Annotated in this window: 13 protein-coding genes and 1 pseudogene; 6 read left to right on the top strand and 8 right to left on the bottom strand. The window is 69.9% G+C overall.

From position 1 onward, the window contains the following. The first annotated feature begins 44 nt into the window (after nucleotides 1-44). A complete protein-coding gene (locus tag OG390_RS32550) occupies nucleotides 45-1,007 on the top strand; it encodes a LysR substrate-binding domain-containing protein (protein ID WP_406172945.1) in 963 nt (320 codons plus the stop codon). 101 nt (nucleotides 1,008-1,108) lie between these two features. Here OG390_RS32550 and OG390_RS32555 read toward each other — a convergent pair whose 3' ends face one another. After that, nucleotides 1,109-1,870 carry an alpha/beta hydrolase gene (locus tag OG390_RS32555; protein WP_406172946.1) on the bottom strand — a complete coding sequence of 254 codons (762 nt, stop codon included), beginning with the start codon at nucleotides 1,868-1,870 and terminating at the stop codon, nucleotides 1,109-1,111. A gap of 113 nt (nucleotides 1,871-1,983) precedes the next feature. Here OG390_RS32555 and OG390_RS32560 point away from each other — a divergent pair, with 113 nt between their 5' ends. Together OG390_RS32560 and OG390_RS32565 are read left to right on the top strand one after the other, a co-directional pair. Beyond that, complete coding sequence (locus tag OG390_RS32560; protein WP_406172947.1) at nucleotides 1,984-3,171, top strand: adenosine deaminase; 1,188 nt, start codon at nucleotides 1,984-1,986, stop codon at nucleotides 3,169-3,171. Between the two features lie 142 nt (nucleotides 3,172-3,313). Further along, a complete protein-coding gene (locus tag OG390_RS32565) occupies nucleotides 3,314-3,667 on the top strand; it encodes an ATP-binding protein (protein ID WP_406172948.1) in 354 nt (117 codons plus the stop codon). Between the two features lie 81 nt (nucleotides 3,668-3,748). On the opposite strand, the gene OG390_RS32570 is transcribed toward OG390_RS32565, so the two are convergent. From OG390_RS32570 to afsQ1, 5 genes are all read right to left on the bottom strand, one after another. Next, the gene (locus OG390_RS32570; protein ID WP_399076799.1) at nucleotides 3,749-3,952 is read right to left on the bottom strand and encodes a PspC domain-containing protein; all 204 of its coding nucleotides are present in this window, start codon (nucleotides 3,950-3,952) and stop codon (nucleotides 3,749-3,751) included. A 90-nt stretch (nucleotides 3,953-4,042) separates the two neighbouring features. After that, a complete protein-coding gene (locus OG390_RS32575) occupies nucleotides 4,043-4,594 on the bottom strand; it encodes a VanZ family protein (protein WP_406172949.1) in 552 nt (183 codons plus the stop codon). 183 nt (nucleotides 4,595-4,777) lie between these two features. Beyond that, nucleotides 4,778-5,392 carry a hypothetical protein gene (locus tag OG390_RS32580; RefSeq protein ID WP_406177979.1) on the bottom strand — a complete coding sequence of 205 codons (615 nt, stop codon included), beginning with the start codon at nucleotides 5,390-5,392 and terminating at the stop codon, nucleotides 4,778-4,780. Between the two features lie 233 nt (nucleotides 5,393-5,625). Then, the gene (locus tag OG390_RS32585; RefSeq protein WP_406172950.1) at nucleotides 5,626-7,239 is read right to left on the bottom strand and encodes an ATP-binding protein; all 1,614 of its coding nucleotides are present in this window, start codon (nucleotides 7,237-7,239) and stop codon (nucleotides 5,626-5,628) included. Continuing rightward, a complete protein-coding gene (gene afsQ1, locus OG390_RS32590; RefSeq protein WP_099505496.1) occupies nucleotides 7,236-7,913 on the bottom strand; it encodes a two-component system response regulator AfsQ1 in 678 nt (225 codons plus the stop codon). Before afsQ1 ends, OG390_RS32585 begins: the two co-directional genes overlap by 4 nt. A gap of 297 nt (nucleotides 7,914-8,210) precedes the next feature. Here afsQ1 and OG390_RS32595 point away from each other — a divergent pair, with 297 nt between their 5' ends. Together OG390_RS32595 and OG390_RS32600 are read left to right on the top strand one after the other, a co-directional pair. Next, nucleotides 8,211-9,044 (top strand): SigE family RNA polymerase sigma factor, encoded by an 834-nt coding sequence (locus OG390_RS32595; protein ID WP_406172951.1) that lies wholly within the window; start codon nucleotides 8,211-8,213, stop codon nucleotides 9,042-9,044. Between the two features lie 419 nt (nucleotides 9,045-9,463). Further along, nucleotides 9,464-10,724 (top strand): annotated as a pseudogene (locus tag OG390_RS32600) (RNA-guided endonuclease InsQ/TnpB family protein). Nucleotides 10,725-10,968: 244 nt separating this feature from the next. Here OG390_RS32600 and OG390_RS32605 read toward each other — a convergent pair. After that, a complete protein-coding gene (locus OG390_RS32605) occupies nucleotides 10,969-11,649 on the bottom strand; it encodes a uridine kinase (protein WP_406177981.1) in 681 nt (226 codons plus the stop codon). A gap of 208 nt (nucleotides 11,650-11,857) precedes the next feature. On the opposite strand from OG390_RS32605, the gene OG390_RS32610 reads away from it, so the two are divergent. Next, the gene (locus OG390_RS32610; protein WP_406172952.1) at nucleotides 11,858-12,265 is read left to right on the top strand and encodes a hypothetical protein; all 408 of its coding nucleotides are present in this window, start codon (nucleotides 11,858-11,860) and stop codon (nucleotides 12,263-12,265) included. Between the two features lie 105 nt (nucleotides 12,266-12,370). Here the strand turns inward: OG390_RS32610 and OG390_RS32615 are convergent, their stop codons facing one another. Then, on the bottom strand, nucleotides 12,371-13,276 hold the full coding sequence (locus OG390_RS32615) for an aldehyde dehydrogenase family protein (protein ID WP_406172953.1): 906 nt from the start codon (nucleotides 13,274-13,276) through the stop codon (nucleotides 12,371-12,373). Between the last annotated feature and the right edge of the window lie 2 nt (nucleotides 13,277-13,278).

Raw genomic sequence — 13,278 nt, forward strand, 5'->3', positions numbered from 1 at the left:
CGCCACTCATCCGTCCAATGCATGGAAACTCCATAATCGTTCCCATGGCGCATCAGCGGAGGTCAGAAGCTCACCTGTCACCGTACAGTGACACAGAAGACAGCGCGGGCATGTCGAGGTTGCTCGCCCCACGCCTCGCGTACTTCGCCGGGGTCGCCCGCACCGAGCACGTCACCCGGGCGGCGCAGGAGATGCAGGTCCCGCAGTCGACCCTGTCGCGGGCCATGGTCCGGCTCGAACAGGACCTGGGTGTCGACCTGTTCGCGCGCAGGGGACGGACCGTCTCCCTCACGGCCGCGGGGCGTACGTTCCTCGGCTCCGTCGAGCGGGCACTGGCCGAGATCGAGCGCGCCGCCGACGAGGTGCGCGCCGACGCCGACCCGGCCACCGGCAAGGTCGCCTTCGGCTTCCTGCACACCATGGGGTCCGAGACGGTGCCGGGCCTGATCCGCGCGTTCCGCGCCGAGCATCCCCGCGTCCGCTTCAGCCTTGTGCAGAACTACGGCGAGGCGATGCTGGAGGGCCTGCGTTCGGGCGAGTTGGATCTGTGCCTCACCTCGCCCGTGCCGGACGCGCCCGACCTGGTGGGCCGCCGCCTGGACGAGCAGAAACTCCGGCTCGTCGTACCGGCCGACCACCACCTCGCCGCCCGCAAACGCATCCGCCTCGCCGAGGCCGCCGACGAGACCTTCGTGACCCTGGAACCCGGCTACGGCATGCGCCGAATCACCGACGACCTCTGCAAGGAGGCGGGCTTCAAACCGCGCATCGCCTTCGAGGGCGAGGAGGCGGAAACACTGCGCGGCCTCGTGGCCGCGGGGCTCGGGGTCGCCCTGCTGCCACCGCCTGCCGTACCCCGCCCGGGGGTTGTGGAGCTGACCGTCACCGCCCCCCGCGCGGTCCGCGAAATCGGGGTGGCCTGGATGGACGGCCACCCCGACACCCCACCCGTGGCCGCCTTCAAGAAGTTCCTGCTGTCGAGGAGGGGACATCTGCTCCCCGACTGAGGGGGCGGCGGAGCCCCTGTCTTCAGGGGCGCCGGCTGTGGCACATGCGGCTCCGCCGCGTGGGCGCGACCGGTCCGCGGCACCCCGCGGACCCTCACGGCCTAGTGACGCAGAGCCTTCCCGAACCCGGAGGCGAGCGGCATCCGCAGCCCGAGCGGCGGAGGCGCGGCAAGCGCATCCTCGAGCGGGCGGGACAAAGTCCGGCCGAACAGCGCCCCCATCACGAAGTTCTCCGCCAGCGCCAGCACTTCCGACCGGTACTGATGCAGCGCGTGCCCGTCGGAGTGGACCTCGAAGCGGCAGACGTCGCGGTTGGCCTTCTTGGCGCGTGCCGCGAGCCGGAAGGACAGCTCCGGGTCGGTGCGGTGGTCGTTCGTGCCGTGCACGATCAGCACACGGCGTCCGGCCAGCTGCTTCACCGGTTCGGGGCGCGCCGCCACATCCTCCTCGGGCAGCCAGGGGGCGAGCGCCAGTACGGAGTTGACGGCCGTGTGCCCGCCCGCCCGCAGTGCCGCGCGGCCGCCCATGTCCACGCCGGCCAGGCACACCGGGACGTCTCCGTAGCGGCGTACGACCTCGTCGGTGGCCCAGGACGCGTCGCGCGCCAGATGTGCCTCGCTGCCGTTCCAGCCGCGAAAGCGGTAGTGCACCACGTGGGTGATCAGGCCTTCCGCGTGTCCCGCGCGGGTGAGGCGGCGTCCCAACGCGCGTACGGAGGCGGTCGCCATCATGGGGGACGGTCTGCGGGCGGAGGTCTCCTCGCCGCCCGGGAGCAGCAGAACCACTCCGCCGACCGACGTCGGTTCCGGGCCGAGCGCCCTGCCCAGCCGGGCTCTGCGAACCGGTGTCGCTTGCTGTGCCATGACAGAACAGTGTCAGAAGCAACGGTGTACGCCACCCGTCCGCGCGGTCACCGTTACGTATCGACGGATTCGTACAACGGGAGATCTACGCGCGTAGGGCGTACAGTGCGAAAATGACGAGCCAGATCCAGAACACCCCGAGCTCGGAACAGATCCGCCGGGCGCCCAAGGTCCTGCTGCACGATCACCTCGACGGGGGGCTGCGCCCCGGGACGATCGTCGAACTCGCCCAGGAAACGGTCCCCCACAGCCTCAACGGCGTGGGCGGTGCCCCCATCTCCCGCCTCCCCGAGACCGATCCCGACAAGCTTGGCATCTGGTTCCGCGAGGCCGCCGACTCCGGCTCGCTGGAACGGTATCTGGAGACCTTCGCCCACACCTGCGCCGTCATGCAGACCCGCGACGCTCTCGTCCGGGTCGCCGCCGAGTGCGCCGAGGACCTCGCCGAGGACGGTGTCGTCTACGCCGAGGTCCGGTACGCGCCCGAGCAGCACCTGGAGGCCGGGCTCACCCTCGAAGAGGTCGTCGAGGCGGTCAACGAGGGCTTCCGGGAGGGCGAGCGGATCGCCCGGGAGAACGGGCACCGGATCAGGGTGGGTGCCCTGCTGACCGCCATGCGGCATGCGGCCCGCGCCCTGGAGATCGCCGAACTGGCGAACCGCTACCGGGACTTGGGTGTCGTCGGCTTCGACATCGCCGGCGCCGAGGCCGGCTACCCGCCCACCCGGCACCTCGACGCCTTCGAGTACCTCAAGCGGGAGAACAACCACTTCACCATCCACGCCGGTGAGGCCTTCGGGCTCCCCTCGATCTGGCAGGCGCTGCAGTGGTGCGGCGCCGACCGGCTCGGCCACGGCGTGCGCATCATCGACGACATCCACGTCCACGAGGACGGCTCCGTGAAACTCGGCCGGCTCGCCTCGTACGTGCGTGACAAGCGCATCCCGCTGGAGATGTGTCCGAGCTCCAACCTCCAGACCGGCGCGGCCGACTCGTACACCGCTCATCCGATCGGACTGCTGCGGCGGCTGCATTTCCGGGCGACCGTGAATACGGACAATCGACTTATGTCGGGCACCAGTATGAGCCGGGAATTCGAGCACCTTGTCGAGGCGTTCGGTTATACGCTCGATGATATGCAGTGGTTCTCTGTCAATGCTATGAAGTCAGCATTCATTCCTTTCGATGAACGGCTGGCGATGATCAATGACGTGATCAAGCCCGGATATGCCGAGCTGAAGTCCGAATGGCTGTTCCAGCAGACTGCTGCCACCAGGGGGTCTGTGGAGAATCAGACCTGATCGGAGGGGTCGGAAAGCGGCCGGGTCTTCACTCCTTCTCCATGACTCGATCGCTTTTTGATGTTTGCGGAGGTCGGCTCTGCGTGTTTACGTTTTTGGACCGCTCACATCCCCGTCTCACGGATCCAAGGACGCATTCAAAATGAAGCAGTCTGCTGCCAAGACCCTCGGTGTCGCCGCTCTCGGTGCCGCCTTCGCCGCTGCCGGCGCGGGCGCCGCGAACGCGGCGCCGGCCGTGCCCGACGCCTCCTCGGCGCTGGACACCGTCACCCAGACGCTGCCGGCGGAGAACGTCGCCAAGGCGCTGCCGGGGGCCGGTGAGGCGCTCACCCAGGGAAAGAGCGCGCTCGGCGGGGGTCTGGCCGCGGCCCAGCCCGCCGCCGCGAAGGTGCTCGCCGACGGGCCGGCCGCGCCCGTGGCCGGGCTGCTCGGCGGGCTGCCGGTGCATGGGTTGCCTACGCACGGTCTGCCGGTGAACGGGATTCCGCTGGGCTGAGGCCCGCCACTTCTGCGAACGCCGGTGGGGCGCACCCTGGTTGGGTGCGCCCCACCGGCGCGTGTGCGAGGGCTGCTGGGCTCACCAGGCCGTGCGGGCGGCCTTGTCCTCGGACGGGAACAGGATCCACAGCGCTATGTAGAGCAGGAACTGCGGGCCCGGGAGCAGGCAGGAGAGCACGAAGAGCACGCGCATCGTGGTCGCGGAGGTGCCGAAGCGCCGTGCCAGCGCTGCGCACACTCCGCCGATCATGCGGCCGTTGGTGGGGCGGGCAAGGGCGGTCATGGTGGCTCCTTCGCGAACCGTCGTCGAGTGCCGGGGTGTCCGGCTTCCATGTCTTCAACGCTACGGGGACGAAGCGGGCCAAGCCTCGCTCTACGGTGCGATCCCGACCCTGGGAATCGTCGGGGTCCGACCCTGAGCCGTGTCCTCCCGGGGGAGGGCCGCGCGGCGTCGGGTCTCGGCCCGGCGGCGGAGCCCGGCCCTGGCGGCGGGCACGATCGCGAGATGGGCGAGGGCCACGCCGACCGTGTTGAGCAGCAGGGAGTCCACGTCCACGACCTGGCCCGGGACGCCGGTCTGCAGGAGCTCGATGCCCAGGGAGAGCAGGGCGCCGGCGGCGACCGTGCGGATGAGGGAGCCGAGCGGGGAAACGGCGAGCTTGCCGCCCGCCATCGGGAGCAGGACGCCCAGCGGGGCGAGCAGGCCCAGGCCCTCCGCGATGCGGCGGGCCGCCACCTCCGGGCCCAGTGCGAGGTCGGCTCTGATGCCCGCGAAGGGCCGCAGATTGGCGGCGCTCACCCAGGGGACGTCCAGGGGACGCAGTGTGATCCAGGCGACGAGGGCCAGGTGTGCGACGAGGAGGACACCTCCTGCCACACGGACGCGGGTCACGGCGCTGCCGCCGTCTGAACCTTGACGCTGCACGCCCCCCAAGACGCGGGGTGCGGCACGATCGGTTCCGGGCGGTGTGTTTTCGCCCGGTTCCCCGCGCTCCTTTGAGGGGCGCGGGGAACCGGGCGATCTTTTGAGCGCGGGTCTGGGGGTGCAGCCCCCGCGTACGGGACGGGCAGGGGCGGCGGGGGCGAACCAACTCAACGCGCCGACACGTCACGCCCCCCCGACCGTCGTCGACGGTGGTGACTTGGTGAGGGGATCGGAGCGCACCTCGGGGGTGCACTCGTAGCTGAGGAGGGGGGACGGGGCGGGGCCGCCGAGGATGACGGAGCCGTCGTCCTGGGCCGCGGCCGAGTCGGAGAAGGTGCAGATGATCTGGGCGAGGGCGGAGGACGTGAGGTCCTCGGGCGGCGTGCTCAGCCGGAGCGTGTCCTCGGGATCCTTGTCCCGGGGCCCACTGACCGTCATACCGCCGCGCACGTCCGTCGTGTACCCGGCCTGCTGCTCCGGCGCGGAGGACGTCTCGGCGAGCTCGTCGAGGAGCCCCTGGGCCACCAGGACCCGCCGCGCCGCCTCCGCCGTACCGTCCGGGATCCGGACCGAGCGGTCGACCGTGACCAGTTGCCCGGAGCAGAGGAGGAAGACCTGGACGGGCACGCCTCGGGAGGACTGGGTGGAGATGTCCGGCCCGGACAGCGCACAGGGCACCCGCGACGGCGCCGGACCGAAGTCCGTCGGGACCTGAGTGGACCGGATGCCGCAGCCCGCCAGCAGCGCGGCGAGCAACGGAACGACCAGCCAGGGCCGCAGGCCCCGAAGACGCGGCAGACCTGCGGGACCTGCCGGACGCGGCAGACCCGCCGGACCCGCTGAACGCGGCCGACCTGCCGGACCGGCCGGACGCCGGACACGCGGGAGCCGTGCGAGGCGGCCGCCCTGCGAGCGGGGGGATCGTGCGCGTCCCGTGTCACGGAGGTGCACGAGTCGCACCGGGCCCGTGCCCCGGCGGCGAAGGAGCCGTGCGCGTCCCGCGCCTCGGCGGTGGAGGAGTCGTGCGGTCGTCATCCGGCGGTGTCCTCTGTGCTGTTCCCGCTCCCGTGTCCGTTCCCGTGTCCGTTCCCGTGCCCGTTCCCATTCGCGTCGCGGAGGTCGTCGGTGAGCAGTTCCGACGCGTCCTGCGGCAGGCGCAGCGTGAAGACCGCACCCCCCTGGGGCGCGTTCGCCGCGGTGATCTCGCCGCCGTGGATGTGCGCGTTCTCCAGGGCGATGGAGAGGCCCAGGCCGCTGCCCTCCGAGCGGGGGCGGGACGCGCTCGCCTTGTAGAAGCGGTCGAAGACGTGCGGGAGTACGTCTTCGGGGATGCCGGGACCGTGGTCCTGGACCTCGATGATCAGCTCTTCGCCCTCCACGCGCACGGACACCCGTACCGGCGAACCCCCGTGCTTGAGCGCATTGCCGATCAGGTTCGCCAGGATCACGTCGAGGCGGCGCGGGTCGAGGCGCGCGGTGATGCCGCGCTCGGCGTCCAGGTCCACCGCGTCCAGCCAGGCGCGGGCGTCGATGCACGCGGTGATCTGGTCGGCGATGTCCACGTCGTCGAGGACGAGCCGGGCGGTGCCCGCGTCGAAGCGGGTGACCTCCATCAGGTTCTCGACGAGGTCGTTGAGGCGCCGGGTCTCACTGACGACGAGGCGTACGGCCGGCTCGATCATCGGGTCGACACTGCCCGTCTCCGCGTCCAGTTCCTCTTCCAGGATCTCCGTCACGGCGGTGATCGCGGTGAGCGGCGTGCGGAGTTCGTGGGACATGTCCGCCACGAAGCGGCGGGACGCCTCGTCGCGGGCGCTCATGTCGTCCACGCGTTTCTCGAGCGCCTCCGCCGTGTGGTTGAACGTACGGGAGAGGTCGGCGAGTTCGTCCGTGCCCGACACCCGCAGTCGTGTGTCCAGCTTGCCCTCGCCCAGGCGGCGGGCCGCGATGCCCAGCCGGTGCACCGGCTTGAGGACCGTGCCCGCGGCGGCCTGGGCCAGCAACGCCGAGCCGATCAGGGCCAGGCCCGTGGCGATGCCCAGGGACCAGGCCAGCGAATTGAGATCCTTCTCCTCGGGCTCCAGGGACTTGAGCATGTAGCCGGTGGTGGTGCCGCCGATCACCTTCGCGCCGCCCACGAGGTACGGCTTGTCGTGGTCGGTGATCCGCTGCCAGTAGAGGTGGTACGCGGACTTGTTGTTCGAGGACAGCGGCTGCTGCTTGTTCACCGCCTTCTGGAGGGACTTGGGTACGTCCTCCAGCGTGAAGGTGTCCAGCTCGGAATTGCCGACGACGGTCTTGCCGTTCGTGTCCTGGGCGACCAGCAGCACGCTGAAGCGCTGGCTGCTGTTCGCCATCTGTCCGGCCGTGCGCTGGAGTTCGTCCTGCGCGGGGTGCACCGGCAGCATGCTCGCGTGGTTGCGCATCTCCTGCTGGAAGTCGCGGAGCACCGCGTCCTGTGCGCGCGTCAGCACGGCCTCGCGGTTGAGCCAGTACGCGATGCCCGACGCCGACACGGCGGCCGTGAGTGCGACGAGTCCGAACACCACGACCAGCCGCAGTCGCAGACTGGTGAAGCGCAGGCCGGACAGGATCGCCTTGCGCGCCGCGGCCCAGCCGCGGAGCTCGTCCTGCGGTTCTGTCACTGAGGATTGTCCAGCCGGTAGCCGACGCCGCGCACGGTACGGATCAGGGTGGGCGAGGACGGCACGTCCTCGACCTTCGCGCGCAGGCGCTGCACGCAGGCGTCCACCAGACGCGAGTCGCCCAGATAGTCGTGCTCCCACACCAGACGCAACAGCTGCTGGCGGGACAGCGCCTGCCCGGGGCGGCGGCTCAGCTCGAGGAGCAACCGCAGCTCGGTGGGCGTCAGTTGCAGATCCTCGCCGTTCTTGGTGACCGTCATCGCGGCGCGGTCGATGACGAGCGAGCCGAACGTCGCCGAGTCGTTCGCCTCGCGCTCACCGCGCCGCAGCACGGCACGGATCCGGGCGTCGAGCACCCGGCCCTGCACGGGCTTGACGACATAGTCGTCGGCGCCGGACTCCAGACCGACGACGACGTCGATGTCGTCGCTGCGCGCGGTCAGCAGAATGATCGGCAGCTGGTCGGTGCGCCGGATGCGCCGGCACACCTCGAATCCGTCGATGCCGGGCAGCATCACATCCAGCACGATCAGGTCGGGCCGCTGTTCACGCAGCAGCTTCAGACCGTCCTCGCCGGTGGCAGCAGTGGCCACACGGTGTCCCTGGCGAGTCAAAGAGAGCTCCAGGGCCGTACGGATGGCGTCGTCGTCCTCGATCAGCAACAGGGAAGGCACGGACGTCATTCTGGCCCATGTCATGGCCGGGTATCGACCGTTGGAGCGCTCCCACCCATCTCCCGTACAGAAGGAGGGCCCCTCTCGGGCGACGGTGAGCCCCCGAGTGGTCATCTGCGTAGTCGTACCGCTCTTGTCTGTGATCGGACTGTGACGCGCCTGCGGATGGGCCCTGTGACAGGTCTGTGACAGTCGGCGGACACGGCCATGAAGTGGCCCGGGCAAGCTTTTCGACACAAGCAAGGAAGCACGACCGAACGAACCGAAGAACCGGGACTCCACGACGGGGGGCGCGAGATGAACACGCTGCACAGCACCAGCACTAGCGCAGTTGTCACGCGGCTCCACGATGTCACCCGGGGCTCGGAGAAGTCCGGTGCCGATGGGGGTACTTCCCTGCTCGAGCGCAGTCGAGAGCTTGGGGGAGGGCGGGGGTGCACTCGCGGCACCGGGCGTCAGCACACCGCGTACATGACGGTGGTTGACGCGTTCACGGGGGAGAGCCCCGCGGCGGCAGCTGCTGCGGGCACGGTCGGGGGGAAGGCTCACGGGGGAGCCGCGTACGGGGAGGGCACGGGGGAGCGTCGCTCGGTGTCGGAGACTGTAGATGCCGAAGCGGCGTTTACCGCCTACGTCCAGGAGCGCCGCGCCTCCCTGTACGCAACCGCCTACCACCTCACCGGTGACCGGTTCGAGGCCGAGGACCTGCTGCAGAGCGCGCTGTTCTCGACGTACCGGGCCTGGGACCGGATCAGCGACAAGGCCGCGGTCGGGGGCTACCTCCGCCGCACCATGACCAATCTGCACATCAGCGCGTGGCGCCGCCGCAAGCTGAACGAGTACCCGACCGAGGAACTGCCGGAGACGCCCGGTGACACGGACGCGATGCGCGGCACCGAGCTGCGCGCCGTGCTGTGGCAGGCGCTCGCCCGGCTACCCGAACTCCAGCGCACGATGCTGGTCCTCCGTTACTACGAGGGCCGCACCGACCCGGAGATCGCGGAGATCCTCGACATCAGTGTCGGCACGGTGAAGTCCAGCATCTGGCGGTCGCTCCGCCGCATGCGTGAGGACGAGGTCCTCAGCTTCGGCCGTGACGAGGAGGAGTCCTTCGGGGAGCTTGTCGCCTGAAGGTCTGAGGGGAAGCAAGGGGAAGCAAGAGGTAACAGGTAGTACGGGGGAGCAGTACCGGGGGGAACCAACGGGGTCACGGGGGACCACGGGGGAAATGAGAAAGGTCCAGGCGGACGGGGGGTCCGCCTGGACCTCTTTTCGTTGCCCGTGCCGTGCCGTGCCGTGCCGTGCCGTGCCGTGCCGTGCCGTTCGCGCTGTCGCGCCGCCTTGTCGTTCGCCACGATCGCTTCCGACTTCTCGACCATGCGCCGCTTGCGTGCCTTGGCGTCGGTCGATGTGCCAGACAACGTGGTGTCCTCTGCGTACGTCGGGATTTGGATTTCAGCGTGGTGACATAGGCCATTTGATACGGTGATCGCGTGACCACGGAACGTGCAGGGAAGGAGCGGCAGTTCGGGCATCGTGCCCGGCTTGCACTGACTCCCGCGCAGGTCCGGGTCGTCGACGACCAGGCGCACGCGGCCCGCACCATGTGGAACCTGCTGCACGACTGGTGGACGATGCTCCCCAAGGACAAGCGTTCCCTGGTCGCCGCCGATGCCGCGATTCGCCAGTCCCGCAAGGACCTCGACTGGCTCGCCGTCCTTCCCGCTCAGGCCGCTCAGGCGGTACTGAAGACGTACTTCCAGGCATGGCGCAACTGCTGGGACAGCCGCGCCGACGCACCCGGCTTCAAGTCCCGCATCCGCTGCGTGATGAACGTGGACATCCCGCAGGGCCGGGACCTGAACATCGTCCGCGTGCACCGCCGTTGGGGCATGGTCAACATCCCCAAGGTGGGCCGGGTCCGCTTCCGCTGGACCAAGGACCTGCCGGTGGGCAAGCGGGCCAGCAAGGAGAACCGGATCACCGGCGCACGGCTGGTGAAGGATGCGCTGGGCTGGCACATCGCCTTCCGCGTGCAGACCCTCGAAGCCAGCCCGGAGCCCCACCAGGGGGCCGAGGTCGGCATCGACGCCGGGGTGAACCTGCCCCTGGCCCTCTCCGACGGCAACCACTTCGACCACGGCCGGCCCGCCCGGCTCCCGGACAAGACAGCCGACCGCGACAAGTGGCTGAACACCGAGGAAAAGGCAAGACTCCTGCTCCTGGAGCAGCGGGCCGCGCACCGCAAGATTTTCCGCAAGCCGGGCGAGCGCAGCTCCAACCGTCTGCGGCATACCTACGACCAGATCGAGCAGCTCCGCGCAAGAGCCACGCGCCGGGCCGTTGACTGGCAGCACAAGACCACCACCCGTATCGCTGAGCGGTACGGCGCCGTGGTGGTCGAACAGCTCACCATCACGAACATGGTCAAGTCCGCCCGGGGCACCATCGAGGAACCGGGGAAGCGCGCAGAAAGCCGGGCTGAACCGCTCCATCAGCCAGGAGGCCTGGGGCAGGACAGTCACGATGCTGACCTACAAGCTCGCCCAGCGCGGCGGCACCCTCCACAAGGTTCCCGCCCCCGGAACCTCCCTGCGCTGCTCAGCCTGTGGCTTCACCACGCCGGGCAGCCGGGAGGACCAGGCCACGTTCGTGTGCAAGAACTCCGACTGCGGCTTCGAGGCGAATGCCGACTGGAACGCAGCCCGGAACATCTTGCACCTGTACCGGATCGGCCACGTGGCGATCCCGGCTGCCGGGAGGGCAGTCGTCAGGCGTGCTTGTCACGTCAAGCCCGCCACCGCAAGGTAGGCAGGAATCTCCCGGCTTCTGCCGGGAGAGCACTTCAACAGTTGGACAACTGGGCCGGGCCGCCCGGGCCGCCCTGGGCCGCCCGCCCGCTGGTGGGCCGGTGGTGACACCTGGGGTCTGCCGGCCGGTTCCTCCACCAACTTCAGCGGTTCGGACGACAACAAGTGGTCCTCCCACTGCTGGACCGGCGCGACCGCGGGCTGCCCGGGCGGCTGACGGAAACGGCGGCCCCGGGAGCCGGTGACTACGCCGCCGTCGGGCGGGCGGTCGCGCGGCGCCCGGCGGCCGCGGCGGTCAGGCGGCCCAGGGCCTCGTCCTTGTCGCAGGGGTGGGCGCCCAGGGCGGCCTGACGGGCCACGATGGAGCGCTCGGCGCGCATCAGGCGCCAGCCGCGGCGCAGCAGGAAGGGCACCGACTTGCGGCCCTCCTTGAGATCCCGCAGGAAGCGGCGGCGGAACGTGGTGACCGGGCCCCGCGACAGACACAGGGCGTCGGCCAGCACGCCCAGCTCCCGGCAGCGCTCGACGATCTCGGCGGCGAAGATCCCCTCCGCGATGAACAGCGGCGTCCGCTCGATGCGCAGGGTCTCCGTGCCGGTACGAGCGCTCAGCGAGATGTCGTACACGGGGATCGTCGTACGCCCTGTACGGCACAGTTCCTCGATCGCGGCGACCGCCTTGTCCGCGTCCCAGGACAGCGGGTGGTCCCAGTCGATGTCGGCGCTGCCCTCCACCTGCGGAAGCGTCGCGTCCGTGCCCTCCTTGTAGAAGTCGTCGAGGCGGAGCACGGGGAGCCCGGAGTCGGCCGCGAGAAGGGACTTTCCAGAGCCGGAGGGTCCGCAGAGCAGCACCACGCGGGTGGGTATCGGGGGATGGGAACCCAATTCTCTGTACCTTCTGTGAATCGACTTGGTACGGCCGCGCATCGGACGCGTCGAGGACATTATCCCCTCCTCCGGGCCCGCCCCCGGACGTGGCGGGTAGCGGTCGGTCCCGCGTCCCCGGCGGAGTGACGCTGATATGCCTGTTTACCCGCACGGGCGAATCCGCCGTTTGGGCCGCCCTGAAGTGGAGCCGGGGCAACTACTCTGCGTTAAAATCCAGTTGCTCTCTGCTCTTCGAAGAGGAAACCTGATGGCGCGACACGCAGCCCAGCAGACCACCAAGGCCCGTACGACCGCGCGCATCGCCGCCGCGGTCGGCGTGGTCGCTGCCGGTGCGGCCGCGGCCGCACCGGCCGTCGCGGACACGGACCCTGTCGTGGACGTCATGCGCACCCGGCCCACCTCGATGGGCAACATCGACCCGCAGGCGGGTCTCGCGGCCCTGACCGGCACGGTCGGCCACGTCACCGGCCCCGTCCAGGGCCTCAAGCCCAATCCGCTGGCGGGCACCGGGGTCGACCCGCTCGACAACGGGGTCGGCACCCGGCTCGCCGACTTCAAGCCGCTCTCCTCGCAGGCCTTGACGCGGCCGGTGGCGCAGGCCTCGTCGGTGGGGAGCATCCCGCTCCTGGGGCAGGCGACGGGACTGCTGCACTGAGCGACACATGAGAGAGCCGCGCTCCCCCTGGACGGAGGGGAAGCGCGGCTCTCCCGTTGACGGGGCCCCGGGGACACTGATCGGGGCCCCGAAACTCGGTACGCCTCAGTAAGACGATCCGGAGGCGCCCAGAGAACCCGTCGGGTGCCAGACCGTCTTCGTCTCCAGGAAGGCAGTCAGTCGCTCGATGCCGGGGACCATCGAATAATCCACAGGCTGTGGACGAAGAACGCGCTTCAGGTTGTCCGCGGCCGCGATCTCCAGCTCCTTCGCGAGCACGTCGTCCGCGCCCGCGAGGTCGATCGCGTTGACGTCCTGGTGTGCGGCCAGCGGAGCGGAGATCTCCGCCGTCCTGCCGGAGAGCACGTTGACCACACCGCCGGGCAGATCGGAGGTGGCCAGCACCTCGCCCAGCGACAGCGCCGGGAGCGGGGACTTCTCGGAGGCGATGACGATCGCCGTGTTGCCGGTCGCGATCACCGGTGCGATCACCGAGACCAGGCCCAAGAACGAGGACTCCTGAGGGGCCAGGACGACGACCACGCCCGTCGGCTCCGGGGTGGACAGGTTGAAGAAGGGGCCCGCGACAGGGTTGCCGCCCCCGACCACCTGGGCGATCTTGTCGGTCCAGCCCGCGTACCAGACCCAGCGGTCGATCGCGGCGTCGACGACAGCGGCCGCCTTGGACTTCGACAGCCCCTCGGCGTCCGCGACCTCGCGCGCGAACTGCTCCTTGCGGCCCTCCAGCATCTCCGCGACGCGGTAGAGGATCTGGCCGCGGTTGTACGCGGTCGCGCCGGACCAGCCGCCGAACGCCTTGCGGGCGGCGACGACCGCGTCACGGGCGTCCTTGCGGGAGGAAAGAGGTGCGTTCGCCAGCCACTTGCCCTTGGAGTCGGTCACCTCGTACACCCGGCCGCTCTCGGAACGCGGGAACTTCCCGCCCACGTACAGCTTGTAGGTCTTGAAGACGCTCAGACGCTGCTGCTCGGACTTCTCAACTGCGCTCATCT

The sequence above is a fragment of the Streptomyces sp. NBC_00996 genome, from assembly GCF_045162675.1.
In the GTDB taxonomy this organism is placed as follows: domain Bacteria; phylum Actinomycetota; class Actinomycetes; order Streptomycetales; family Streptomycetaceae; genus Streptomyces.